Genomic DNA, 25,762 nt, shown 5'->3' on the forward strand with positions numbered 1-25,762 from the left:
ATGAGTGATCTTTGGCGGCGCTGTCTCGAGCGTCTGGAAGGCGAGTTGAGCGCCGAGGACGTGCATACCTGGCTGATGCCTCTTCAGGCTCGCGAAGATGCAACGGGTCTCTATCTCTTCGCGCCCAATCCTTACACGCTGGATACCGTACGCGAACAATATCTGGAGCAGATCCAGGCGATCGTCGAGCATCTGCTGGGCCGTCCCGTGCCCGTGCGCGTGGAAGTCGGGTCCAGTGGCGGGCGTCCCGCACCGGCGCGCACCATCGTGCCCAACCCGCCCATGCAGCAGCAACAACAGCATTACGCACCGCCTTCGCGCATGCCGGACGTACCGGCGGAAGCCGCGCATATCCATAACCTGGATCCGCACTACACGTTCGAAACGTTCGTGGAAGGCAAGTCGAACCAGCTGGGCAAGGCCGCGGCGATGCAGGTCGCGATGAATCCCGGGCGGGCATACAACCCGCTGCTGCTTTATGGCGGCACCGGCCTGGGTAAGACGCATCTCATGCATGCGGCCGGCAACCTGATGATGGAAAACAATCCGGGCTTCAAGGTGCTTTACCTGCGCTCGGAGCAGTTCGTCAGCGGCATGGTGAAAGCGCTGCAACAGAAGAACATGGACGAATTCAAGCGTCGCTTCCGTTCGGTGGATGCGTTGCTGATCGACGACATCCAGTTCTTCGCGGGCAAGGACACCACGCAGGAAGAGTTCTTCCATACGTTCAACGCGCTATTCGAAGCGAAGCAGCAGATCATCCTGACCTGCGATCGCTATCCGAAGGAGCTGGACAAGCTTGAGCCGCGTCTGAAATCACGCCTGGGCTGGGGTCTGTCGGTGGCTATCGAGCCGCCGGACTTCGAAACGCGCGCGGCGATTCTTCTGTCGAAGGCGCACGACAAGGGGATGGCGGTGTCCGAGGACGTCGCGATGTTGCTTGCGCGGCGCATCCGCTCGAACGTCCGCGATCTGGAAGGCGCACTCAACACGCTGGCGGCTCGCGCCAACTTCTATCGCAAGCCGATCACGACCGATTTCGCCGAGGAAACCCTGCGCGACCTGCTCAATACCCATGCACAGGCCGTGACGGTACCCAATATCCAGAAGCAGGTCGCCGACTACTACCAGGTTCGGCTGTCCGACCTGCTCTCCAAGCGCCGTGTGCGCTCCCTGGCGCGTCCGCGACAGGTAGCCATGGCGTTGTCGAAGGAACTGACCGAACACAGCCTGCCGGAGATCGGAGAGGCTTTTGGCGGTCGCGACCATACGACCGTTCTCCACGCGTGCCGCACCATTCGCGGTTTCTGCGAAAAGGACGTGCGGATGAGGCAGGATTGGGAACAACTGATACGTATATTGACGGGCTGAGAACCTGTGGATAATAAGTGGATGATCTGAGGACGGCTCCAGAACCCGAAGTTATCCACAAGACACCCACATGCAGTCCGACTTTCAGGCCAGTCGATATGAAAAGACAAGTCACTGAATATAAAAGATATTTTTGACTTCTCCAGTTATCCACCGGCCCTACTACTACCACTAAATAAATCTTAAAAACTCTTTAAAGCAAAAGCAGGGGACACGCATGCAATTCAGCATCCAACGAGAAGTACTGCTCAAACCCCTGCAACAGGTGGTCGGCGTCGTGGAACGTCGTCAGACGCTACCGGTACTGGCGAACCTTCTCGTGAAGGCGGACGGAGACCAGGTTTCGTTTACCGGCACCGATCTCGAAGTCGAAATGGTCGCCACCACGGCAGCCGAAGCGGTTCAGAACGGCGAAGTGACGATTCCGGCACGCAAGCTGTTCGACATCGTTCGCGCCTTGCCGGATGGATCGAAGATCGATGTGAAGCAGAACGGCGAGCGCATCGCCCTGAATGCCGGTCGCAGCCGATTTACGCTGGCCACGCTGCCGTCGACGGAATTTCCGACCATCGACGAAATCGAACTTCTTGAGCGCGTGTCGCTTCCCGAAGATGTTTTGCGTGAACTGATGGAACGTACGGCATTCGCCATGGCGAATCAGGACGTTCGCTACTACCTCAACGGCATGCTCCTGGATCTGCAGGAACACACGCTACGTTGCGTCGCTACCGATGGCCATCGTCTGGCACTGAAAGAAACCCAGCTGGAAAGCTCGGTTAGCACGCGTCGTCAGATCATCATTCCCCGCAAGGGCGTCAATGAGCTGGTCGGCTTGTTCGAAACCGGCGAGGGCCAGGTCGAGCTGGAATTCGGGCGCAATCACCTGCGCGTCCGCCGTGGCGGTGTGGTTTTCACGTCCAAACTGATCGACGGCCGTTTCCCGGATTACGAATCGGTCATTCCGCTCGGCGCAGACAAAACGGCGACGATCGAACGCGATGTCCTGCGTGGCGCCCTGCAGCGCGCGGCGATTCTGTCGAACGAAAAGTATCGCGGCGTGAAGCTGGAACTCAGCCCCGGCAAGATGCGCATCGTGGCGCATAACCCGGAGCAGGAAGAGGCCGTGGAAGAGGTCGAGGCCGAAACCAGCGTTTCGGATCTGGCCGTTGGCTTCAACGTGGGTTACCTGATGGACGCACTTAGCGCGCTTCGCGGCGACAAGGTCCGTCTGAACCTGCGAGATGCGCAGTCCAGCTGCCTCTTGCAGGAAGAGGGTAACGACGAGGCGCGGCACGTAATCATGCCGTTGCGCCTCTGACGCGCCGTAAACTTAAGGTTCGGCTTGTGACGCCGGGGTTGTCTCGCACACCCCGGCGTCTTTGCGTTTTACAGGGTAAACAGAGCGGATGAAGTTCGAAACGCTGCGAATCGCGGGATTGCGGTGCCTGGAAGGCGTTTCGCTGGCTCTGGCCCCGGGTATCAACGTTTTTACCGGCGCAAACGGTGCCGGGAAAACCAGCGTGCTCGAAGCCGCCTATTTGCTTTCGCACGGGCGGTCGTTTCGCAGTGGGTCCCGCGATGTCCTCCTAAAGCGCGGTGCTTCGGCGCTTTCGGTATTCGCCGAGCTGCGGACGCAGGACGGCAGGCTGCATCGTCTTGGGCTGGGACGCGAGAGCGGACGCTGGCAGGCGAGGGTGGATGGCGAAGCTGCGGCGACGTTGGGAGCGCTGGTCCAGTCGTGTGCTGTGGTTTGCTTCGAGCCCGGTTCCCATGCGCTGATCGCTGGCCCGTCGGAAGAGCGGCGCCGATTCCTAGATTGGGGTCTGTTCCACGTGGAACATTCCTTCCTTCTGGCCTGGCGTCGCTATCAAAGGGCGTTGAAGCAGCGAAATGCGTTGCTTCGGGCTGGGGGAATACCGCCGGATAATCTCATTGCCCCTTGGGAAGCCGAACTAGCCCAATCGGGTGAGATTATCGATGCCCAGCGAAAGGCCTACATCACTGCCTTGTCGCCGCATATCGATATGCTGGCCCAGACCACGCTTCCTGAGCTGGGGGCGCTAAACCTCCGCTACAAACGCGGCTGGGACGAGGGGATGGACCTTGCCGAGGTGCTGGCCGAACGCCGGCATCGAGATGCCGCAAGAGGACACACCACCGTTGGCCCCCATCGAGCGGACTTTGTCGTGACTTTTGAGCACGCCCCGCTGCGAGAGCATTTGTCACGTGGACAGGAAAAGCTCTGTGCGCTGGCTTGCCTCATCGGGCAGGCGGCACATCATGCCGAAGCACGCGGAGAATGGCCTGTCGTCTGCCTGGACGACCTTGCATCCGAGCTCGATCGTACCCATCAAGAGTGGGTTGTAGCGCAACTTCTGGATCGTGATATCCAGGTCCTCGTGACAGGTACCGAGGTTCCCCACGCGCTTCTGACAGCCCCCAAGACAGTGTTCCACGTGGAACAGGGCCATGTGACGGGCCTGCTATAATCGACCGACTGTCCCGACGCCTTATCGCGCCGTGCCGGGACCGCTGTTTGGCGCCACCATCGGGCATCGCATGAACGAACATCTCGAACCGACGAATTCGACCTCGTACGACTCAAGCAACATCAAAGTGCTGAAGGGCCTGGACGCCGTTCGTAAGCGCCCGGGTATGTACATCGGCGATACCGACGATGGCACCGGACTTCATCACATGGTCTTCGAGGTGGTGGATAACGCCATCGACGAAGCGCTTGCCGGCTACTGCGACTATGTAACGGTCACCATTTACCAGGATGGATCCGTTGGCGTGTCCGATAACGGCCGCGGTATTCCAGTCGACACCCACCCGGAAGAAGGGCGGTCCACGGCTGAAGTGGTCATGACCGTGCTTCATGCGGGCGGCAAGTTCGACGCGAACTCTTACAAGGTTTCTGGCGGCCTTCATGGTGTCGGCGTTTCCGTGGTCAACGCGCTCAGCCAGCGTCTTTGGCTGACCATCTGGCGCGATGGAAAGGAATATCGTCAGGAGTACGCCCATGGCGAGCCTGTAGCGCCCATCGGCCCCACTGGCGATACGACGCGCCGCGGCACGATGGTGCGTTTCCTGCCCAGCCCGGCCACGTTCACCAATAACATCGAATTCCATTACGACATCCTGGCGAAGCGCCTGCGCGAACTGGCGTTCCTTAATTCCGGCGTCACGATCGAGCTCTTCGACGAGCGGAACGATCGCAAGGATATCTTTGCGTACGAGGGCGGTATTCGCTCCTTCGTCCAGCATCTGGCCCAGTTGAAGACGGCGTTGCACCCCAATGTCATCTCCTTCAGCTCGGAATCCGACGGTATTACCGTCGAGGTGGCCATGCAGTGGACGGACGCGTACCAGGAAACGATGTTCTGCTTCACGAACAATATTCCCCAGCGTGACGGTGGCACCCATCTCACGGGCTTTCGCGCTGCGCTGACGCGCACCCTGCAGAACTACATCGAGCGGGAAGGGTTGGCGAAGAACGCCAAGGTCGGCCTCTCGGGCGACGACATGCGCGAAGGCATGATTGCCGTTCTGTCCGTCAAGGTGCCCGATCCGAAATTCTCGTCGCAGACCAAGGACAAACTGGTCTCCAGCGAAGTGAAGACGGTGGTCGAGCAGGTCGTGAACGACAAGTTCGCCTCGTTCCTGCTGGAACATCCGGGCGAGAGCAAGGCCATCGCTTCCAAGGTGGTGGACGCCGCACGCGCTCGCGAAGCGGCCCGCAAGGCGCGCGAGATGACCCGCCGCAAGGGTGCGCTCGATATCGCGGGCCTGCCGGGCAAGCTCGCCGACTGCCAGGAAAAAGATCCCGCGCTTTCCGAACTGTTCCTGGTCGAGGGTGATTCCGCCGGCGGTTCCGCCAAGCAGGGTCGCAACCGTCGTACCCAGGCCGTGCTGCCATTGAAGGGAAAAATCCTCAACGTCGAGAAAGCCCGTTTCGACAAGATGATTTCCTCGGCCGAGGTCGGCACGCTGATCACCGCGCTCGGCACGGGTATCGGCAAGGACGAGTACAACCCGGACAAGCTGCGTTACCACCGCATCATCATCATGACCGATGCGGACGTGGACGGATCCCATATCCGCACGCTGCTGCTGACCTTCTTCTACCGCCAGATGCCCGAGCTGATCGAGCGTGGCCACGTGTATATCGGCTTGCCGCCGCTGTACAAGGTGAAGCAGGGCAAGCAGGAGATGTACATCAAGGACGACAGCGTCCTCAACGACTACCTCATCGCCAGCGCCGTCGACAATGCGACGCTGATGCCGGAAGAGGGTGCTGGCGCCATTTCCGGCGAGACGCTGGAAAAGCTCCTGCACGACTACCAGACGGCACTGGACCAGATCGCCCGTCTCAACCATCGCTTCGATCCCGCGATGCTGACGGCGTTGATCGAGCATGCACCGCTCGAAGTGACGATGTGGGCGGACGCCAGCGCCATGCAGGCCTGGCTCGATGGCGTCGCCGTACGGCTCAGTGCCAGCGGCCTGGGCAAGCCTACGTACAAGCTGCGTCTGCGTCCGGCAGCGGGCGAGCAGGGCGCTGCGATCGAGCTGGAGCGTAACCAGCACGGCCTCAGCCATACCTGGATCCTGCCGCAGTCGTTCTTCGGCGGTATCGAGTTCCGCGCCATCCTTTCGATCTCGCAGCAGCTTCAACAGCTGAAGCTGGAACCGGGTGCCGTGGTTCGTCGCGGCAACGGTTCGCGCGGCGTGGTCAGCTTCGCCGAAGTGAGGAACTGGCTGCTCGACGAAGCGAAGAAGGGCCGGACGATCCAGCGCTTCAAGGGCCTCGGCGAAATGAACCCGGAACAGCTGTGGGAAACCACGGTCAATCCGGAAACCCGTCGCATGCTCCAGGTCGGTGTCGAGGATGCCGTTGCGGCCGATCAGATGTTCTCCATGCTGATGGGCGAGGCTGTCGAACCGCGTCGGGACTTCATTGAAGCGAACGCGCTCAAGGTCTCGAATCTGGACGTTTAAGGGCTAAAGCGGGCGGCAAAAAAGGCCGCCCGCGAACCCCCGTCAATACTCTCTTAACAAGTCATTGTTTTGACTATTCTTTTTTGCCGCACTGCGACTTGTTCTTAGGAATGAATTCAGGTTAACCTCTGTAGTCCCCCGGAGCACGGTCACGTGCGACGACTCCTAAACAGAGGTCAGGCAATGAAACAGGGTTCCCTCATCAAGGTGGCGGCTGCAACAGCAATCGCTCTGTCGCTGGTCAGCGGCGCTGCCGTGGCCAAGGACACCGCTTCCAAGGACAAGAAGGAAGCGCTGTACCCGAACTCGAGCCGACAGGAACCCAAGCTCGACCTCACCAGCGAAAAAGACCAGAAGGCCCTCAACGAAGGCCTCGACGCGGTCAACAACGGCGAGAAAGACAAGGCGATGCAGCTTCTGCAGCCGATCGCCGACGGCACCAGCACCAAGAGCAAATACGCTCAGGCGCTCGCCCTCCAGGGCATGGCCAACATGAAGTACAACGACGGCGACGTTAAAGGCGCCATCGAACTTCTGAAGAAATCCCTCGATAACGGCGTTCTGTCGAACGACACCTACTTCCAGCTCAAGTACATGCTCGCCCAGTTCTATGTGGCCGACGAGCAGTACGCGCAGGCTCTGACCACGCTGCAGTCGTGGCGCGCCGAAGGCAAGAAGGAAACCGCCGACTCGTACGGTCTCGAAGGCAATATCGATTACCGCCTCGAAAAATTCCCGGACGCGATCGTCGCGATCAACAAAGCGAAGTCGATGCCGGACGCGAAGCCCACGTCGATCGACGGCTGGAACCAGATACTGGCTGCCAGCTACTCCGAGACGGGTCAGGGCGACAAGGCCGCCGCGCTCGCGACGGAAGCCCTGCAGAAGAATCCGAATGACGCGACCGCGTTGAACAACGCTGCGTCGACGCTCATCCAGGCCCAGAAATACCCGGAAGCGATCACGCTGCTGGAGAAGGGCCGCGCCGCCGGCGCGTTCAAGGACGAGAAGCAGTACGTCAATCTCGCCAAAATCTACCTGATCGACGGTCAGGACAACGAATCCCGTACCAAGACGAATGCCTCGAAGGCATATCAGGTACTGGATGAAGGCCTGACCAAGGGCGTCGTCAAACCGGGCTACGAGGTTTACAAGCTCCAGGGTGACTCGTCCTACGTTGCAGAAAACCATGCGCAGGCCATTGCCGCCTACACGAAGGCCCAGCCTTTCGCGAAGGACGGTGAGGTTTCACTGCGCATCGGTCAGCTCCAAATCACCGATAACAAGTATGGTGAAGCAAAGAAATCCCTGCAGGATGCCATCAGCAAGGGCGTGCAGCATAAGGGCTCTGCCTACATGATGCTCGCGGAAGCCGAGCGTGGTCTGAAGAACAAACCGGGTGCAATCGCCGCCATGAAGCAGGCAGCGCAGGACCCGGAAACCTCTGCCAAGGCCAACGCCTGGTTGAAAACCGCAGGCGCCAAGTAAGCGTCTGTAAAGTGCCTGAAGTACGGGTTTGACGACTTCGTAAATCTGCCCTTCAGGCGCTATACAAACGCTATATGCTGGTGTACCTTGCATCTCTTTCCGCTTGCAGAAACCAGTGATTTCGGCATATACAGCCGAAATTACCGGCCAGCAGTGCGGGCTTCACTTCCGCTTGATTAGCTCTTGATAGTGACTGATGGCCTCAAGTAACGAATCAACCGGCCAAGCGCCGTTTAGTTGGGGGCGCACAAGTGCTTTGGCAGTTGCCATTGCGCTGCACTCGTTCGCCTTCCTGCTGCTGGTAGCGCCCATGGCGCCGCCCAAGTCGCAGGAAAAGGAGAAAGAGAAGATCGTGCAGGTGGACTTTATCGAGCCACCGCCGCCGCCTCCCCCGCCGCCGCCGCCGCCTCCGGAACCTCCGAAGGCGCCGCCGCCGAAAATCATTCAACAGGTCAAGCCACCACCGACACCTCCGCCGCCGGCTCCGCCGCCGCCGGCCGTCGACGAAGCTTCGACCAACGCGATTCCGGCTCCGCCGCCGGCGCCTCCCGCGCCGCCTGCTCCGCCGGCTGATATCGCGCCGAGCGAAAATCTGTCGTACCGTCAGCGTAACCCGCCAAAGTATCCGCCGCAGGCGGTTCGCCAGCGGCACGAGGGTACGGTGGTCCTTCTGGTCCTCGTTGGTGTTGACGGTTCGCCGAAAGACATTAAGGTCGATCAGTCCAGCGGTTTCCGTGAGTTGGATCGCGCTGCAGAAGATGCCGCAAGGAATTGGCGATTCAACCCGGGTAAGCGTGGCGGCCAGGCGGTCGAAGGCTATGCGCGTGTCCCCGTTACGTTCAACCTAAATCAGCTGTAATTTCCTCATTACAGTTAATTGTTCACGCTTGACTTCCCAAGGGTAGCGTTATGTTGCAAGACACCTCCGCTCAGCCTGCCGTGCCAGGTACAAACTCCAACGCCGATGCCCTGAAGCAGATGGGCTTCGACCATCTGATCCAGAATTTCGATTTTCTGGGTTGGATCGTCTTCGTCGTCCTTACGGCCATGTCGATACTTTCGTGGTACTTCATCGTCGCCAACTTCATCCGCAACAGCCTCGTCCGCACTCGCGCAGACAAGGTGATCCAGGGTTTCTGGAACACTGCTTCCACGCAGGATGCGATCCGCGTTCTTGAAGAACAGCCGAAGGGCGAACCGTTCTCGAAGATCGCACTCGACGCCGCTTCGGCGGTCGCTCACCACCAGGCAGCCGCTGGCGGCCGTCTGGCAGAGACCCTGTCGCGTTCGGAATTCATCGATCGCGCCCTGCGTCAGGCCGTGGCTCGTGAGAGCCTGCGTCTCGAAGGTGGTCTGACCCTGCTCGCAACGGTCGGCTCGTCCGCTCCGTTCATCGGTCTGCTCGGTACGGTGTGGGGTATTTACCACGCGCTTATCGGTATCGCGGCCAGCGGCAGCGCCTCCATGGATAAGGTCGCCGGTCCCGTCGGTGAAGCTCTGATCATGACCGCGTTCGGTCTGTTCACCGCTATCCCGGCCGTGCTTGCGTACAACTTCTTCATGCGCTCCAACCGCCTGACGTACGCCCAGTTCGACGAATTCGCGCATGACCTGCACGACTTCTTCGCCACGGGTGCCCGCGTCGAAGGCACCGGTACGCCGGTCGCTAACGTCAAGAAGTGAGGAACTGACCCATGGCTATGAGTAGCGGGGGCAACAGCGGCGGTCCGATGTCGGAAATCAACGTCACGCCGCTTGTCGACGTGATGCTGGTTCTGCTGATCATCTTCATGATCACGGCTCCTCTGATGTCCCATCGGATCCAGATCGATCTGCCGAAGGCTAATCCGAATGTTAAGGATGACACCCCGGTCGAACCGATGGATCTCGCGATCAAGCCGGACGGCACGTACTTCCTGAACGACGCCGAGGTCAGCGATGCTGAACTCAAGGGCCAGTTCGCGGTTGCGGCGGCGAAGTCGCCGCAGCCCGAATTGCAGATCCGCGCCGACCGCACGACCGAATACAAAGTCGTGCGCAAGGTCCTTGGCGCTGCCAAGGAAGCAGGCATGGTTCATGTCGGCTTCCTCACCACCGGCAAGGAGTGACGCACCATGGCATTCAGTTCAGGTAATTCCGGTGGTCCGATGTCGGAAATCAACGTCACGCCGCTCGTCGACGTGATGCTGGTTCTCCTGATCATCTTCATGATCACGGCTCCGATGCTGTCGCATAAGATCAAGATCGATCTGCCGCAGCCGAATCCGAACATCGTAAACCCCGAAAATCCGCCGGATCCCATCCGGCTGCAGATCCGCCAGGATGGTTCGCTGTACTGGAACGACACGCCGGTTGACGAGCTGGGCCTCAAGGCTCAGATCGCGGTAGTCGCCAGTCAGTCCAACCAGCCGGAACTGCAGATCGATGCGGACGACGCGGCTCAGTACGAAGTCGTGGCTCGGGTTCTTTCCGATGCCAAGGGCCAGGGCCTGACCAAGATCGGTTTCGTTAACTCGAACTGATCCCCAGACTCTTCCGGCTCCAAGAAGAAACCCCGCCTCGGCGGGGTTTTTTTTGGTTCTTTGCGCATGGTCAGGGGAGGGCTCGGCTTCGCCATCGCGTTCGCGTTCGCGCTGGGACGCTTCGCGAAGAGCCGTCGGCCACCGCCCTCGACGCTCCGTCTCCACCGTCGCTCGGGAAGGGATAGCCGCTGCGCGGCTGGTGTTCTATGGCTGCGCCCCGTCGCGCCCGCGCGGCGGGCGGGGGTTTTCGATTCGGCTCCTGCCTCAGCGAAAACGGCGGACCGTCCTGGTCCGCCCCCTTCGGGCCTTTTCCGCCCGCCGCGCTCGGTTCCGCAAGTTGCGTCGAGGGCGGTGGCCGACGGCTCTTCCGGAGGTTGCGGTGACGTGGGGGAAAGCAGCGCGTGACGCATGACCGGTGGTGAGCGTATCCGGTCCGGTCCCCCTCACGTGCTTGGCTCGCGCTCTGTCCACAACAAACCGCAGTCGCCGGTGCCGTGGCCGGGTTGGCCCTTGGGGCCGCCTTAGCCGAGGGCCGCGATGAGTGGTTGGAGCGAAAGCGGCGCTACGGCCCGCTCCCGCAGGGACGGCGCCGAAGGCCCCAAGGGCCAACCCGGTCGCGGCTTCCTCACGCCACGACCGTGAGGCGGCTGTCCTCGACTGAAGATCGACGAGACAGTCAAGCCGTCCCCGTTTATGTGTGAAGAACCTTTTTCTGGTTTCTTACGCAGCGTGCTCGGCTTCGCCATCGCTTTCACGTTCGGACGCTTCGAGGAGAGCCGTCGGCCCCCCCGGCTTCACCGTCGCTCGGGAAACGTCGAGGTCACGTGGAGGAAAGCATCGTGTCCATGCGGAGCGATCAGGAAAGAATATCGAGGTACGCGCGTACCGTATTCGACAAACCCTGGTACAACGCCTCGCCGATCAGCGCATGGCCGATCGATACCTCGGCGAGGCCCGGGATAGCCGACTTGAACGTGCCGAGATTCGCCAGGCTCAGATCGTGGCCGGCATTGACCGCAAGGCCGGCCTGTTGCGCACGCTGCGCGGTATCCGCGAACGCCGCAAGTTCAACGCGTGCGTCACCTCGTGCGAATGCCTCGGCATAAGGACCGGTATAAAGCTCGATGCGCTGAATACCCGCGGCGGCGGCTTCCGCGAAACCCTTCGCGTCGGCGTCGACGAAAACGCTCACCCGACAACCGAGTTCGCGGAACGCAGCGACGATCGGCGATAGTTTCGGCAGGTCGGTCGTGAGGTCGAAACCGTGATCGGATGTGATCTGACCGTCCGAATCCGGAACCAGCGTGACCTGGGTCGGACGCACTTCCCTGGCCAGCTCGAGCAGCCCGGGATATTCGCCGCGTGCCGGCGCGAACGGATTGCCTTCGATGTTGTATTCCACCCGCCCGCGCAGAAGGCCGGCAAGGACGCGGACATCGTCGGGCCGCACATGGCGCATGTCGGGTCGAGGATGGACGGTAAGCCCGCCGCAACCCGCATCGATGCAGGTATTCGCGGCCGTGGCGATATCGGGTTCATTGCCGCCGCGCGAGTTGCGCAGTACGGCGATCTTGTTCAGATTGACGCTGAGAACGGTCATGGGATGCCTGAAAAAAAGCGCACGCCAGGCGGCGTGCGCAATGACTGTCTTCCCAGCATAACGCGCTACGTCCCTGTAGCGAACTTCCACGACTTGCCAGAAATCAGACTCGGCTCGCGGCGAAATGGTTCAAGGCGCCGATGGGAAGGGTTCAGTGTCTTGCGTCATGAGACGCACCTTCCGTGACGTCCCGCGCCATGCGATCGCGCCGGCGAATCCTGCGCGCACAGCCAGAGGCTGAACGGTCCAAGCCGCCGCCGGCGCAATCGCCCCGTCGAATGCGACGGGGCGTGCTCTCCCCTCCACCACGTGGAACGACGCGCGATGCAGTCCGTAAGACAGTCCTCCGCCGTGCGCCTTCAGCACGGCCTCCTTGGACGTCCACAACGCGAGAAACGTATCGAGCCGCGTTTCCTCGGTGCACGAGCGCAACAAGGCCGCCTCGCCGGAAGAAAAGAACCGCTCGGCCAGTGCGAGCAATCGCGGCCTGGGGCGAACCCGCTCGATATCGACGCCCAGTTCGAATCCGGCATCTCCGCGTGCGATAGCGCACAGTGCCGTATCGCCGCTGTGCGACCAGCTGAAGGCCAGCTTGTCCAGCGGCGCGGACAGCCATGGCTTGCCGTGCTCGCCGCGCACGACGGGCAAGTCGTCGGGGGAAACGGACGCATAAGCGGCGATGAGTGGCCGAAACAGCGCCTCGGCCGAAACGCCACGCCAGGGCACACACCATACGTGGACGTCCGAGCCTAGCGTGGCGGCCACGGCCGCAAGATCCTTGGAGTTCATCCGGCGATGGTGCAGCGCCCGGCGTCGCCGGGCAAGGCTCGTCGTGAAAGCACTAGAATGGACGCGGTGAATCTCGGGGAGCACCGACCTTGATTGCAGGCTGGCTACTGCTGCTGGTATCGCTCGTCTACGTGGGCCTGCTGTTCTGTGTCGCGTATGCGGGCGACCGCCGGCCTCTGTATCCCAGCAAGCCGCACCTGCGACCGGTGGTCTACAGCCTGGCGCTGGCGGTCTATTGTTCGTCGTGGACTTTCTACGGCGCCGTTGGCACCGCCGCTCGCGATGGTCTCGCCTACATACCGATCTATCTCGGTCCCCTGCTTCTGTTTGTTCTGGGATTCGGCCTCATCGAGCGACTCGTCCTTGTCGCCCGGCAGCGCAACATCACATCCATCGCAGACTTCATCGCTGCACGTTTCGGCAAGTCGCATGGCCTTGCCGCGCTGGTGGCGATCATTGCGGTACTCGCCGTCATTCCCTATATCGCGCTGCAGTTCAAGGCGGTTGCGATGTCCTTCGCCGTCCTCGGCGACATGGGTGCCGGCAAACCTTCGTGGTGGCTGAGCGATACCGCGTTGTGGTGTGCGACGCTGCTTGCCGTGTTCGCGATCCTGTTCGGCACGCGTACCATCGATGCGACGGAACACCACCACGGCATGATGCTCGCGGTCGCGCTCGAGTCGTTGATCAAGCTGCTTGCGTTCGTCGCCATCGGTGTCTATGCCTTCATCAAAGGCCCCGGCCTGGAAGCGACGTTGCGCGAGCCCGTCATGCAGCTTGAGCATGGCGGTTTCCCACCGGGGTTCGTCGCGCAGACCTTGCTCGCGTTCTGTGCGATGTTCTGTCTGCCACGCCAGTTCCAGATCGGCGTCGTCGAATGCGAAGACCCGCGCGATCTGCGCAAGGCGCGCTGGCTGTTCCCGATCTACATGATCCTGGTGATGCTCGCGGTGCTTCCCATCGTCGGCGCGGGCATGAATATCGCCTCCGTACGCAATGGCGCCGCGGATGCGTGGGTGTTGAATCTTCCCCTGGCGCATGGCGACAGCAGCGTTGCCCTCCTCGCGTTCGTCGGCGGTTTCTCGGCGGCCACGGGTATGGTCATCGTGGCTGCCGTAGCGCTGTCCACCATGATCAGCAACGATCTGGTGATGCCTGCGTTGCTACGCATTCGTTCGCTGAATCTCGAACAGCGCAGCGATGTGTCGCATATCGTGCTTCGCGTCAGGCGCGTCGCCATCGTCGCGCTTGCCGCCATGGCATACGCGTACTACCGCATTATCGCCGATGCGGAAAATCTTGCCGCGACGGGCCTGCTCGCGTTCGCCGCCGTCGCACAGTTCGCGCCCGCCATTGTCTCCGCGTTGTACTGGCGCGGTGCCAGTCGCGTTGGCGTGTATGTCGGTCTGCTTGCGGGATTTCTGTGCTGGGCCTACACCTTATTGCTGCCCGCCATGACGCGCTCGGGCTGGTTGCCAGCCCACTGGATGAACGACGGACCGTTCGATATTTCGTGGCTGAAACCGCAGGAACTGTTTCATCTGAGCGGTTGGGATCCGGTCACGCACGGCACATTCTGGTCGTTGCTGATAAACGTCGCCAGTCTGATTTTCATCTCCCTGCGTTTTCGTCCGAGCGTCGCCGAACGCCTGCATGCCGCGCTATTCGTCGATCCCTATGTACGTATCGCGTCCGGTGCGGGCGACTGGCGCGGACGCGTCACTGTGCGCGATCTTGGTACGATCGCCGGTCGTATCGTCGGCGAACGCGTCACGGTAAAAGCGTTCGCCGAATACGGTCAACGTCACGGCGGCGCGCTGCAACCGACGGATGCAGCGGATCGTTCCCTGATCCAGTTCACCGAACGCCTTCTTGCCAGCGCCGTCGGTGCGGCGAGCGCACGACGCATGTTGATGGGTGCGTTGTCCGGTACCGGCCTGGACATCGCCGAAGCCATGGCGCTGATGGACGAAGCGTCGCAGGAACTGAGGTTCAATCGCGAGCTGCTTTCCACCACACTCGAAAACGTATCGCAAGGCATCAGCGTCGTGGACGCGGAAATGCGGCTCGTCGCGTGGAACAGGCGCTATCTGGAACTGTTCGACTATCCCGAGGGCATGGTTTATGTCGGTCTTCCCGTTGGCGATCTCATCCGCTGGAACGCCGAACATGGCGAATGCGGTCCGGGCGAAGTCGATCAACATGTCGCCAAACGCATCGGGTACATGCGCGCCGGCTCGCCGCACCTGTTCCAGCGCATTCGGCCCGACGGTACGGTCATCGAAATGCGCGGACGTGCCTTGCCAGGCGGCGGCTTCGTGACGACATTCACCGACGTCACCGCGTACAAGCACGCCGAACAGGCGCTGATCGAAGCGAACGAAACGCTGGAGCAACGCGTGGAGGTTCGTACCGCAGAACTGTCCGAAGCACTCAGCGCCACCGCACTCGCACGGCGCGAGGCGGAAGCCGCCAACGTATCGAAGACGCGCTTTCTTGCCGCGGCCAGTCACGATCTTCTGCAGCCACTGAATGCGGCACGACTCTTCACCTCCGCGCTGCGACAGCATCCGGGACTGGATAGCGATGCCGCGCAGCTCGCCGAACGCATCGACGCATCGTTCCGTGCGGCGGAAGACCTTCTGGACGCACTGCTCGACGTATCCCGTCTCGACGCCGGCAGTTATCGGCCGGAAATCGTACCTTTTGCGCTTGCGGATCTTTTCGATTCGCTCAAGCAGCAATTCGCGGTGGTTGCCGAGCAGCGCGGTCTCTCGTTACGTGTCGTGCCTTGCGGGCTATCGGTGCGTACCGACGCTCAGCTGCTTCGCCGCATCGTGCAGAACTATCTTTCCAATGCATTGCGCTATACCCGTTCGGGCGGCGTATTACTTGGCGTACGCCGTGTTGGCGACAGCCTTCGCATCGAAGTATGGGATAGCGGTCCGGGTATCGCCGCCGAACAGCAGGCGCGTATCTTCGGCGAATTCCAGCGACTGGAACGCCCTTCTCCCTGGGGAGAAAAAGGTCTGGGGCTGGGCTTGTCGATCTGCGAACGTCTCGCCGGCATCCTCGGACATCGCCTTGACCTGCGTTCGCGCGTTGGCCGTGGGAGCTGCTTCAGTATTACGGTGCCGCGCACGGCGACCGTCGCACGCAAGCGTGTTCAGCCGATGGCGCGGCCGGGCGGCGAACAACTGCCGCTGACGGTGCTCTGTCTCGACAACGACGAATCGATTCTGGAAGGCATGAAAGCACTGCTCGGCCGTTGGGGCGTGGATTGCCGCGTGGCGCTGACGGTCGACGAAGCGCTTCTCGTGCTGTCGGAAACCACGGTCGATCTCATCCTCGCCGACTATCACCTGGGCGAAGGCATGGACGGTCTGGAGGCTCTGCAATACCTGAGTACCCGCGTTGTCCTGCTGCCGCCCGCGGCGATGGTCACGGCGGACGGAAGCACCGAACTCAAGCAACGTGCGCGGGCATTGGGTTATCCATTGCTGCACAAACCGGTTCGACCGGCAGCGCTGCGTGCGTTGCTGGTAGCGCTGGCGAAGCGAGCGGGAACCACGGCGGCCTGATTATTCGGCAGCGGGCGCGATGCCGGGAAGGGTTTCCTTTTCCACATCCAGATGACTGGCGGCCAGAGCGACCTGCGTGCGATTCGATACGCCGAGCTTGCGCATGATCGCCGTCATGTGTGCTTTCACCGTAGCTTCGGACACGCCGAGGTCGTAGGCGATCTGTTTATTCAGAAGACCTTCCGCGATCATGTTCAGTACGCGGAATTGCTGCGGCGTTAGCGAAGCCACGCGAGCGGCGACGTCGGCTTCGTCGGCGACAAGTTCCACGCTGCCGCCCACCATTTGATGCGGCAACCAGACGTCGCCATCGAGTACGGCACGAACGGCTTCGACGATGTCTTCCACCGCCGCCGACTTCGGAATGTAACCGGATGCGCCGTGCGCAAGCGCGCGCCGTGCGACCTGCGCTTCTTCGTGGCCGGATACGACGATGGTTGGCAGGCCTGGATACTGGCCGCGGATATGCGCAAGCGCCGAATACCCGCGTGCGCCGGGCATGTGCAGATCCATCAGCAAAAGATCGGCTTCGGGTTGTGCTTCCACCAGGGCCAGCAGCGTGTTTACGCTGTCGGCCGTGTGCACTGTCGCACCGGGTAGTGCCGCAAGTACGGCGCGCTGTAACGCATCGCGGAACAGCGGATGGTCGTCGGCAATCAGTACGTCGGGCATGGCTCGATACTTCCGTTATCTGAACGGCGATAGCGGGATAGCTCCCGCTATCGCCGTTAAACCACTATTTGATCAGGCGTTCGTCAACGAGGTTCTTTACCACCGACGGATCGGCCAGTGTCGAGATGTCGCCCAGCTGATCCGGTTGGTTCTCGGCGATCTTGCGCAGGATGCGTCGCATGATCTTGCCCGAGCGTGTCTTCGGCAGACCGGGCGCCCACTGCAGATAATCGGGCGCCGCGATAGGACCGATTTCCTTGCGGACGCCAGCGATCAGTTCCTTGCGCAGCGCATCGTCGCCGACGACGCCGGCAGTCAGTGTGACGAACGCATAGATGCCCTGGCCCTTGATCTCGTGCACGCAACCGACCACGGCCGCCTCGGCCACCTTGGGATGCGCCACGAGCGCGCTTTCCACTTCGGCGGTACCGATGCGATGGCCCGACACGTTGATCACATCGTCGACGCGGCCGGTGATCCAGTAGTAACCGTCTTCGTCGCGTCGTGCGCCGTCGCCGGTGAAATAGTTACCGGGATAGGTCTTGAAATAGGTTTCGATAAAACGTGCGTGATCGCCGTACACGGTACGCATCTGGCCCGGCCAGGAATCGGTGATGACCAGGTTGCCGCTGCACGGGCCTTCCTGCACCTTGCCCTCGGTATCCACGATGGCCGGCGTGATGCCGAAAAATGGTAGCGTCGCCGACCCGGGCTTCGTATCGATGGCACCCGGCAACGGCGTGATCAGGATGCCGCCGGTTTCGGTTTGCCACCAGGTATCGACAATCGGGCAACGCTCGCCGCCCACCACACGCCAGTACCAGTTCCAGGCTTCCGGATTGATCGGCTCGCCAACCGTGCCCAGCAGACGCAGCGAGGCGCGCGAGGTTTTCTTTACCGGTTCTTCGCCTTCGCGCATCAGTGCGCGGATAGCCGTGGGTGCGGTATAGAACAGCGTCACCTGATGCTTGTCGACTACCTGCCAGAAGCGGCTGAAGTCCGGATAGTTGGGCACGCCGTCGAACATCACGACGGTGGCGCCGTTCGCCAGCGGACCGTAGACGACGTAGCTATGGCCGGTAATCCAGCCGACATCGGCCGTGCACCAGTACACATCGTCCTCGCGCACGTCGAAGATCAGTTCGTGGGTCATGCTCGTATAGACGAGGTAACCGCCGCTGGTGTGCAACACGCCCTTGGGCTTGCCGGTGGAGCCAGACGTGTACAGCGTGAACAGCGGGTCTTCCGCGTTCATCGGTTCGGGCGCGCACTCGGCGGACTGCCCTTCCATCAACGTGTGGTACCAGCGATCGCGCGGCGACTGCATGGGAATGGCGCCACCCGTGCGACGCACCACCACCACGGTTTCCACGCTGTTCGTGCCGGCGCGGGTCAGCGATTCGTCGACATTTGCCTTCAGCGGGATCTTCTTGCCGCCGCGACAACCTTCGTCCGCCGTGATGACCAGCTTGGCCGCGGAATCGGCGATGCGGCCGGCCAGCGAATCGGGCGAGAAGCCGCCGAAAACGACCGAATGGATGGCGCCGATGCGCGCGCAGGCCAGCATGGCCACGGCTGCTTCCGGAATCATCGGAAGATAGACGATGACGCGATCGCCCTTCACGACGCCAAGATTCTTCAGCGTATTCGCGAACTTGCAGACTTCGCCATGCAGCTCCCGGTACGTGATGTGGCGCGATTCGCCCGGATCGTCGCCCTCGAAAATGATCGCGGTTTTATCGCCGCGCTTTTCCAGGTGGCGGTCGAGGCAATTCGCCGACACGTTCAGGACACCGTCTTCGTACCAACGGATATGCAGGTCGTCGGCGGCGAACGAGACGTCCTTGATCTTGCTGGGAGGAACGATCCAGTCCAGCCGTTTCGACGCCTCTTTCCAGAAGCCTTCCGGATGGCCAACGGACTCGGCGTACATGCGCTCGTAGTCGTCTTTGCGGATATGGGCCCTGGCGGCGAAGGCGGGGTCGACCGGGTGCTTCTCGGACATGCGTGCTCCTGCGAAATCTAAGGTCTGGTTTGATTTATGCGGCAATGCGGCAGTGTAGCGTCGCGGCGTGTTTCCTAGGGCCCGTCGCCCTACGACTTTGGTCGAGGTTCGACCTTTGGCGAATGGTCTGGGCTGTCCTGCATGGTCATGCTCAGCTCGCCAATGGTTGGGGAGGCCATAATGAATACGATCCGTGTCGGGAGCCGTAAGGCTATCGCTTTGAGCATTGCCTGTGCACTGATGCTGCCGATGGCGGCGCATGCGCAAAAGAGCAAATCCACTGCCACCACCCGCGAACAGCAACTGGAATCGCGCGTCAATCAGCTCGAGCAGCAACTCGCCGAGCTGAAAGCGATGATCCAGGAACAGAAGACCGCCACCGCGCAGGCCACGGCGACAGCGCAAGCCGCGCAGACGCAGGCACAGCAGACCGAAACCAAGGTCGCCACGGTGGCCGCGCAGCCGTTGCCGAAGCCGGTGTTCTCCACGGCGCCCGGCGTTTCGGTCGCGTTGCACGGTTTCGTCAACGCCAGCGCGTTCAGCCAGAGCCGGAGCTACACCTTCGGTAACGGCCAGAACGCCGAGTACCCGCTTCCGAGGACCGCCGCTCACAGCGACGGCACACTGAGTGGCGTGGATATACGCAATACGCGCTTCTGGCTCGACTTCAGCGGTGCCAAGTTCGCCGGCGACTGGACCGGCGGCGGCCGTATCGAAATGGACTTCTTCGGCGGCTTCAACGGTACCGGTCCGTACAGCCAGCAGCAGCCGACACCGCGACTGCGCCAGGCCTATATGGATATCGCCAACCCCGAGACGGGAACGACGATTCGTATCGGTCAGCAGTGGGAGCTGATGTTCCCGCTGGACATCATTCCCCAGTCGCTCTCGCACATCGCCTTTCCGCTGGGTTACGGCACCGGCATGATCGGTTGGCGCTTCCCGGGCGTGGTCTGGATGCAGGAGCTGAATCACAACAGCGAAGGCGCGAAGTGGCGTCTCGACCTCGGCGCGTTCGAGGGCAACTGGAACAACGGCGACGCGGCAACTTATCCCACCGGCAACGTCAACTACCTGACCGCCGGCAACGCGGGCTTCAAGCCGCAGCTCGAAGCGCGTCTGCGCGTGCAGGACAAGACCTGGCTCGCCTTCTTTGCCGCGCATTACAGCAAGGTCGACCTGCACGGTGTCGACGGCACCGCGCTCACGCCGATCCAGAGCAACATCAAGAGCACCGCATACGAACTCGGTGGCATGTGGTCGCCGGGCTCATGGGTGTTCAAGGGACTGGCCTATACGGGCAACGCCATCGGCCAGATCTTCGGCGACCTGTCGCAGTTCGGCGACATCAAGGACACGGGCGGTTACCTGCAGGCTGGCTACAAGTTCACGCCGCACTGGAGTGCCTATGCGTTCTATTCGCAAAGCAAACCAGACAAGAACGACGTGGTCCGCTGGCTTGGTCGCGGTTCGACGGGTTTGCTCAAGAACCGTCAGACGGCCCTCAGCCTTCAGTATTCCGCCGGAGCGTACGACCTGAGCGTGGAGTGGATCCGCGCGAACCTCGATTCCACAACCAACGGTGCGAATCGCGTCAAGACATCGGGTAACGAATTTACCCTCAACGGCAACTACAAGTTCTGATCGAGGGAAAAAAGATGGCCAACGTGAGCAACCTGCCCCGATCGGGCAGCATCGGCACCAGTCATAAACGCGTTGTCTTCGCGTCCAGCCTTGGCACCGTTTTCGAATGGTACGACTTCTATCTGTATGGCTCGCTGGCTGCCCTGATCGGCAAACAGTTCTTCACCGGTCTGAACGAAACGAGCCAGTTCATCTTCGCGCTGCTCGCTTTCGCCGCCGGTTTCGCGGTGCGTCCCTTCGGGGCCATTGTCTTTGGCCGTATCGGTGACCTGATCGGCCGCAAGTACACCTTCCTCATCACCATCGTCATCATGGGTACGTCGACCTTCCTCGTCGGCGTACTGCCCAGTTACAACCAGATCGGCATGGCGGCTCCCGTGCTGTTGATCCTGTTGAGACTGTTGCAAGGCCTGGCGCTCGGCGGCGAATACGGCGGTGCGGCGACCTATGTGGCCGAACACGCACCGCAAGGCAAACGCGGTCTGTATACGAGCTTCATCCAGATCACGGCAACCTTCGGCCTGTTCCTTTCGCTGCTGGTCATTCTCGGCACGCGTCTGGGCCTGGGTACCGAATCGTTCGAGGCCTGGGGCTGGCGCATTCCGTTCCTGGTCTCGGCTGTGCTCGTCGGTGTCTCGGTATATATCCGCATGCAGTTGCAGGAGTCGCCGGTATTCCAGCAGATGAAAGCCGAGGGCAAGGGCTCCAAGGCGCCGCTGACCGAAGCATTCGGGCAGTGGAAAAACCTGAAGCTGGTGATCCTCGCGCTGTTCGGCGCCACCGCGGGCCAGGCAGTCGTCTGGTACACGGGGCAGTTCTATTCGCTGTACTTCCTGACGCAGAGCCTGAAAGTCGACGGCACCACGGCGAATCTGTTGATTGCCGGAGCGCTGTTGATAGGCACGCCGTTCTTCGTGTTCTTCGGCTGGCTGTCGGACCGGATCGGTCGCAAGACCGTCGTGCTCGCGGGGTGTCTGATCGCCGCGGCCACGTACTTCCCGATCTTCAAAGGACTAACGCACTACGGCAATCCGGCCATCGAAGCGGCCGCGGCGGCAGCACCGGTCAAAGTCACCGCCGATCCGAACGCTTGCAGCTTCCAGTTCGATCCGGTCGGCAAGAAGACCTTCACCAGTTCGTGCGATGTGGCCAAGAGCGTGCTGGCCAAGAAAGGCATCCCCTACTCGAACGTCGACGCGCCGGCGGGCACCGTGGCAACGGTCACCATCGGTAGCGATGTCATCAACTCGTTCGAAGGTGCCAGCCTCGACAAGGCAACGTTCACTGCACAGAACAAGGACTTCACCGCAAAGGTCGGCGCGCAGCTGAAAACCGCCGGCTATCCGGAGAAAGCCGATCCCGCGCAGTCGAACTATCCGATGCTGGTGTTGTTGCTGGCCCTGCTCGTGATCTACGTGACCATGGTGTACGGACCGATCGCGGCGTGGCTCGTGGAAATGTTCCCCACGCGCATCCGCTATACGTCGATGAGTCTTCCGTATCACATCGGCAACGGCTGGTTCGGTGGCTTCGTGCCGACGATCGGCTTCATGCTGGTGGCATGGAAGGGCGACATCTACTACGGCCTTTGGTATCCGATCGCCGTCGCGTTGATGACCTTCGTAATCGGTCTGTTCTTCGTTCGCGAAACCAAGGACGTTCCGATCGATCAGTAAGCATCGCCGATGGACGTAAGCAGAACCGGACCCCCGCGACACACGTCGCGGGGGTTCTTCTTTATGCCATCACGGCAGCCACGAACTGGCGACCTGACGCGTCGCGACGTTCAGCCGGTTCCAGACGTTGATATTGGCGATGGCAAGCAACAGCACGGACAGCGCCGCCTCGTCGTAATGACGGGTCGCGTCGTTCCAGATGTCGTCGGATACAGCGTCCGGACGGTCGTTGATCCGCGTCACGGCTTCGGTCAGGGCCAGGGCCGCGCGTTCCGCATCGTTGAAGTACGGCGTATCGCGCCATCCCGCCAGCGAAAAAAGTCGGTCGTCCGTCTCCCCCGCTTTGCGGGCCATGCGCGAATGCATGTGGACACAGACGCCGCAGCCGTTGATCTGACTGGCGCGTAGTTCGATCAGGTCCAGCGTCGTGCCCGGGACACTTCCGTGAGAGCGGGTGACGGCAGTTAACGCCATAAGGGCTTTCATGGCATCGGGAATGGCGACGGCGGGGTTTTTCTGTCGTGCTTGCATGGTCTTCTCCAGTGGGGTTTGACTTGGTGTCACTGGGTAGACGAACGAAGGAACGGATTTGTGACCGACGGGACGACTTTTCGATGGCGCCCGGCTTTCGGCTCTCTGCTCTCTGTGGGAGCGCGCCTGCGCGCGAAAGCCGACGGAGCGACGATGCTGTGGGTGGCATCCGTAGCCAGAAGATAGGGCTCGCGGATGTGAGTATCCGGCTTCCTCGCCCTGTTGGCTTTCGCGCGCAGGCGCGCTCCCACAGAGAGCCAGGAGAGCCGAGAGGCAAAAGACAAAAACTAGTGGCTTGCTCAGACTAATCTGAAAATTGCGACGGAATTACGTCCGGCGGTTGACCCTCGGAAGCGGCGCCGTGATTATTCACGGGTCGTCGCCGCTTGCGGCGACCGGGTGTAGGAACCTGCGTTATACGGTTAGCGCCGGGAAGTGTCGTCTCAAACGTCGCTTCCCGGCGTTGCATTACCTTACGACTCGCCCTTTTACGGCGGGCGTGCCGGGCGAGCGTAAGCTCGGCCGAATGGTATAACCGGTTTCCTACCTCGGCACGTCCGCCACCCGCATTGCGGGTGGCGGCCATCCACGGAACAGGATGCCGCCTTGAACCATCGAAAGAAGCCTTCCCGCTCGAACCCCGCGAACGACCATTCAGCCTCCGTGAGCGACATCGCCCCGATCGTCCCCGTGAGCGACATCGACAACGCGATAACGATACGACTCGAAGCCGTTCGCGGCATCGCCGAGGTTGCCGCGCAGACTGCCCGCGGACTACGCCAGTTCGTCGACGAACTGGACGCACTGCAAAAGTTAAGGTCCGCAGGTACAAAGCGACACGCCGAACCGGGTTAAACGATTCCCGCGAGACTTCGCCAAGCTGTATGCCCTACTCGTCGCGCCTCCTTCCCGGAATGCATTCGCTATCGCGGTTCCTGCAAACAAGACGTTCGTCGCCATGAATACCTGGCGTCGCGACGTGGTACGCGCCGCTATCGGCTATGGTCGGACGATGGATAGCACCATTCGTAGATCAACGAATCCAGGTGAGGAACAGATACGTGAAAAAAAACGACAACTATCCTGCAAGCGATGGCTCTGGCCATGGCAGGCTGTGTCAGCGCTCCATCCATAGCGTTGGATGGCCGAACGGACGACGCATCGGTGGTTGCGCAATTCGATAGAGCGCTGGCTCAGGGTTTACCGCAAACCATCACGCTTCCGCGCGATCCGGAGCATGACCTCGACGAGGTCAAAACCGAAGAATTGACGCTTCTGTCGCGCATCGATGTGGATATCAAGATGCCCCGGGGCGATGTCATCGATATATTCGATGCACGTGTAGACGGTGCGCCGGCCGTGGTGTCCCGGCGGGCGGACCATATCGACGTTACCGCGCGCCGCGGCGAAGGTTTCGATACCCGGAGAATCACGCTGGGAAGCAGTGAAACCGAACACGTGATGCATCCCAACACCGATCCGCGCGAATACTCAGGTCAGCCTGATCCGATCGGGCAGGGATCGAGCGACGTGGGAACGGTACGCGTCAATGCTCCGGAACGCGCGACAGACGATGCGATCCTTACGGTCAGAATTTTTGTCCACGACGACACAGGTATCACCGATGGACACGATCTATACCGGGACTACATCGCGTGGTGGGTACTGGAGCTACACGACAAAATCGTGCCCAAGGAAAACATTCAGATACATGCCCGATGGCCTGAGGGCCGGCACCGCTTCGGACGACGTGTCGCCAACCGTGAGACGCGGCCGATATAGGCTGATGGCATGTCCGAGCCCCTACCCACAACGCGCGTCCTGAAAGGGCGCGGCGCCGCCTCCAATCCCGAAGGCCGTTTCGAGCGCACCCGGCACCAGGCCGAAGACGATGGCTGGTTGCAGGAAGTAGAAGAGCCCGTTCGTGTCGAGACCAGCGTGCGTGAAGAGCGGGCACGCAGCGTCATCACGCGGAACGATTCGCCGGATATCTATTTCGATCAGGCGCTGAATCCGTATCGCGGTTGCGAGCATGGGTGTATCTATTGCTTCGCGCGCCCGTCGCACGCATATCTCAATCTGTCGCCTGGCCTGGACTTCGAAACGAAGATCTACGCCAAGACGAATCTGGCGGACGTACTTCGCGGCGAACTGACGAAGCGGTCGTACACGTGCAAGCCGATCAACATCGGCAGCAACACGGACCCCTACCAGCCTGTCGAAAAACACTGGCGGCTGACCCGTGCGGCGCTACAGCTTCTGCACGATTGCAAACACCCTTGCACCATCGTCACGAAGAACGCGATGGTCGAGCGCGACCTTGACCTGCTGGTCCCGATGGCGGAGCAGAATCTCGTGCAGGTCTTCGTGTCGATCAACTCGCTCGACAACAAACTGGCAGCACGTCTTGAACCACGCGCCAGTGCGCCGCATCGTCGGATGAAAGCGGTAGCGACACTTGCCGAGGCCGGCGTTCCCGTCGGCGTGCTGGTGGCGCCGATCATTCCGGCGTTGAACGAGCGCGACATGGAAGCCATCCTGGAACAGGCCGTCGCCGCTGGTGCGAGATCGGCCGGTTATACGGTGCTGCGTCTTCCGCACGAACTCAAAGGTCTGTTCCGCGAATGGCTGGATGTCCACGTGCCGGATCGCGCGGCGCATGTGATGAGCCTGGTTCAACAGATGAACGGCGGTCGCGACTACGATTCCAATTTTGCCACGCGCATGCGCGGGCAGGGAATTTTCGCCGATCTGTTGAAGAAGCGCTTCGAGATAGCATCGCGGCGATTCGGGCTCACGCGTGCGCGCGAGCTGGTACTTGATACGTCGCGCTTCGTCGCTCCGTGTATCGTGTCGCCCCAGGGCGAGTTGTTCTGAATCGA

At 61.2% G+C, this 25,762-nt stretch carries 20 protein-coding genes; 15 read left to right on the plus strand and 5 right to left on the minus strand.

What is annotated here, in order from left to right; translation table 11 throughout:
* From dnaA to AC3IR3_RS00045, 9 genes are all read left to right on the plus strand, one after another.
* Nucleotides 1-1,371 (plus strand): chromosomal replication initiator protein DnaA, encoded by a 1,371-nt coding sequence (gene dnaA, locus AC3IR3_RS00005; RefSeq protein WP_489194967.1) that lies wholly within the window; start codon nucleotides 1-3, stop codon nucleotides 1,369-1,371.
* A gap of 217 nt (nucleotides 1,372-1,588) precedes the next feature.
* Nucleotides 1,589-2,689, plus strand: a complete 1,101-nt coding sequence (gene dnaN, locus AC3IR3_RS00010; RefSeq protein WP_132145640.1) for a DNA polymerase III subunit beta — start codon at nucleotides 1,589-1,591, stop codon at nucleotides 2,687-2,689.
* An 88-nt stretch (nucleotides 2,690-2,777) separates the two neighbouring features.
* Entirely contained in the window at nucleotides 2,778-3,860 is a 1,083-nt protein-coding gene (gene recF / locus AC3IR3_RS00015) for a DNA replication/repair protein RecF (protein WP_489194969.1), read from the plus strand.
* Nucleotides 3,861-3,930: 70 nt separating this feature from the next.
* A complete protein-coding gene (gyrB, locus tag AC3IR3_RS00020) occupies nucleotides 3,931-6,372 on the plus strand; it encodes a DNA topoisomerase (ATP-hydrolyzing) subunit B (protein WP_489194971.1) in 2,442 nt (813 codons plus the stop codon).
* A gap of 183 nt (nucleotides 6,373-6,555) precedes the next feature.
* Complete coding sequence (locus tag AC3IR3_RS00025; protein WP_489194973.1) at nucleotides 6,556-7,860, plus strand: tetratricopeptide repeat protein; 1,305 nt, start codon at nucleotides 6,556-6,558, stop codon at nucleotides 7,858-7,860.
* Nucleotides 7,861-8,116: 256 nt separating this feature from the next.
* The gene (locus AC3IR3_RS00030; protein WP_489194975.1) at nucleotides 8,117-8,719 is read left to right on the plus strand and encodes an energy transducer TonB; all 603 of its coding nucleotides are present in this window, start codon (nucleotides 8,117-8,119) and stop codon (nucleotides 8,717-8,719) included.
* 50 nt (nucleotides 8,720-8,769) lie between these two features.
* Complete coding sequence (locus tag AC3IR3_RS00035; protein ID WP_132145649.1) at nucleotides 8,770-9,543, plus strand: MotA/TolQ/ExbB proton channel family protein; 774 nt, start codon at nucleotides 8,770-8,772, stop codon at nucleotides 9,541-9,543.
* 11 nt (nucleotides 9,544-9,554) lie between these two features.
* Nucleotides 9,555-9,968, plus strand: coding sequence for an ExbD/TolR family protein (locus AC3IR3_RS00040; protein WP_132145651.1), 414 nt, complete (start codon nucleotides 9,555-9,557; stop codon nucleotides 9,966-9,968).
* A 6-nt stretch (nucleotides 9,969-9,974) separates the two neighbouring features.
* Nucleotides 9,975-10,382, plus strand: coding sequence for an ExbD/TolR family protein (locus AC3IR3_RS00045; RefSeq protein ID WP_132145653.1), 408 nt, complete (start codon nucleotides 9,975-9,977; stop codon nucleotides 10,380-10,382).
* A gap of 856 nt (nucleotides 10,383-11,238) precedes the next feature.
* On the opposite strand, the gene AC3IR3_RS00050 is transcribed toward AC3IR3_RS00045, so the two are convergent.
* Together AC3IR3_RS00050 and AC3IR3_RS00055 are read right to left on the minus strand one after the other, a co-directional pair.
* Nucleotides 11,239-11,982 (minus strand): pyridoxine 5'-phosphate synthase, encoded by a 744-nt coding sequence (locus AC3IR3_RS00050; RefSeq protein WP_489194978.1) that lies wholly within the window; start codon nucleotides 11,980-11,982, stop codon nucleotides 11,239-11,241.
* Nucleotides 11,983-12,111: 129 nt separating this feature from the next.
* The gene (locus AC3IR3_RS00055) at nucleotides 12,112-12,747 is read right to left on the minus strand and encodes a 4'-phosphopantetheinyl transferase family protein (RefSeq protein WP_489194979.1); all 636 of its coding nucleotides are present in this window, start codon (nucleotides 12,745-12,747) and stop codon (nucleotides 12,112-12,114) included.
* A gap of 113 nt (nucleotides 12,748-12,860) precedes the next feature.
* On the opposite strand from AC3IR3_RS00055, the gene AC3IR3_RS00060 reads away from it, so the two are divergent.
* Entirely contained in the window at nucleotides 12,861-16,352 is a 3,492-nt protein-coding gene (locus AC3IR3_RS00060; RefSeq protein WP_489194981.1) for a hybrid sensor histidine kinase/response regulator, read from the plus strand.
* Here the strand turns inward: AC3IR3_RS00060 and AC3IR3_RS00065 are convergent, their stop codons facing one another.
* Both AC3IR3_RS00065 and acs read right to left on the minus strand, forming a co-directional pair.
* Nucleotides 16,353-17,024 carry a response regulator transcription factor gene (locus AC3IR3_RS00065; RefSeq protein WP_489194983.1) on the minus strand — a complete coding sequence of 224 codons (672 nt, stop codon included), beginning with the start codon at nucleotides 17,022-17,024 and terminating at the stop codon, nucleotides 16,353-16,355.
* Between the two features lie 64 nt (nucleotides 17,025-17,088).
* A complete protein-coding gene (gene acs, locus AC3IR3_RS00070) occupies nucleotides 17,089-19,029 on the minus strand; it encodes an acetate--CoA ligase (protein WP_489194985.1) in 1,941 nt (646 codons plus the stop codon).
* Between the two features lie 180 nt (nucleotides 19,030-19,209).
* On the opposite strand from acs, the gene AC3IR3_RS00075 reads away from it, so the two are divergent.
* Together AC3IR3_RS00075 and AC3IR3_RS00080 are read left to right on the plus strand one after the other, a co-directional pair.
* Entirely contained in the window at nucleotides 19,210-20,673 is a 1,464-nt protein-coding gene (locus tag AC3IR3_RS00075; RefSeq protein ID WP_489194987.1) for a hypothetical protein, read from the plus strand.
* A gap of 14 nt (nucleotides 20,674-20,687) precedes the next feature.
* On the plus strand, nucleotides 20,688-22,349 hold the full coding sequence (locus AC3IR3_RS00080) for an MFS transporter (RefSeq protein ID WP_489194989.1): 1,662 nt from the start codon (nucleotides 20,688-20,690) through the stop codon (nucleotides 22,347-22,349).
* Nucleotides 22,350-22,418: 69 nt separating this feature from the next.
* Here the strand turns inward: AC3IR3_RS00080 and AC3IR3_RS00085 are convergent, their stop codons facing one another.
* The gene (locus tag AC3IR3_RS00085; RefSeq protein ID WP_489194991.1) at nucleotides 22,419-22,880 is read right to left on the minus strand and encodes a carboxymuconolactone decarboxylase family protein; all 462 of its coding nucleotides are present in this window, start codon (nucleotides 22,878-22,880) and stop codon (nucleotides 22,419-22,421) included.
* 663 nt (nucleotides 22,881-23,543) lie between these two features.
* On the opposite strand from AC3IR3_RS00085, the gene AC3IR3_RS00090 reads away from it, so the two are divergent.
* The 3 genes from AC3IR3_RS00090 to AC3IR3_RS00100 all read left to right on the plus strand — a co-directional run bounded on the left by AC3IR3_RS00090 (nucleotide 23,544) and on the right by AC3IR3_RS00100 (nucleotide 25,757).
* Nucleotides 23,544-23,735: a hypothetical protein gene (locus tag AC3IR3_RS00090; protein WP_489194993.1), complete on the plus strand. Its 192-nt coding sequence runs from the start codon at nucleotides 23,544-23,546 to the stop codon at nucleotides 23,733-23,735.
* Nucleotides 23,736-23,984: 249 nt separating this feature from the next.
* The gene (locus AC3IR3_RS00095; protein WP_489194994.1) at nucleotides 23,985-24,662 is read left to right on the plus strand and encodes a hypothetical protein; all 678 of its coding nucleotides are present in this window, start codon (nucleotides 23,985-23,987) and stop codon (nucleotides 24,660-24,662) included.
* A gap of 9 nt (nucleotides 24,663-24,671) precedes the next feature.
* Nucleotides 24,672-25,757 carry a PA0069 family radical SAM protein gene (locus AC3IR3_RS00100; protein WP_489194996.1) on the plus strand — a complete coding sequence of 362 codons (1,086 nt, stop codon included), beginning with the start codon at nucleotides 24,672-24,674 and terminating at the stop codon, nucleotides 25,755-25,757.
* The last annotated feature ends 5 nt before the right edge of the window (nucleotides 25,758-25,762 follow it).

The sequence above is a fragment of the Luteibacter sp. GL_149 genome (assembly GCF_057834065.1).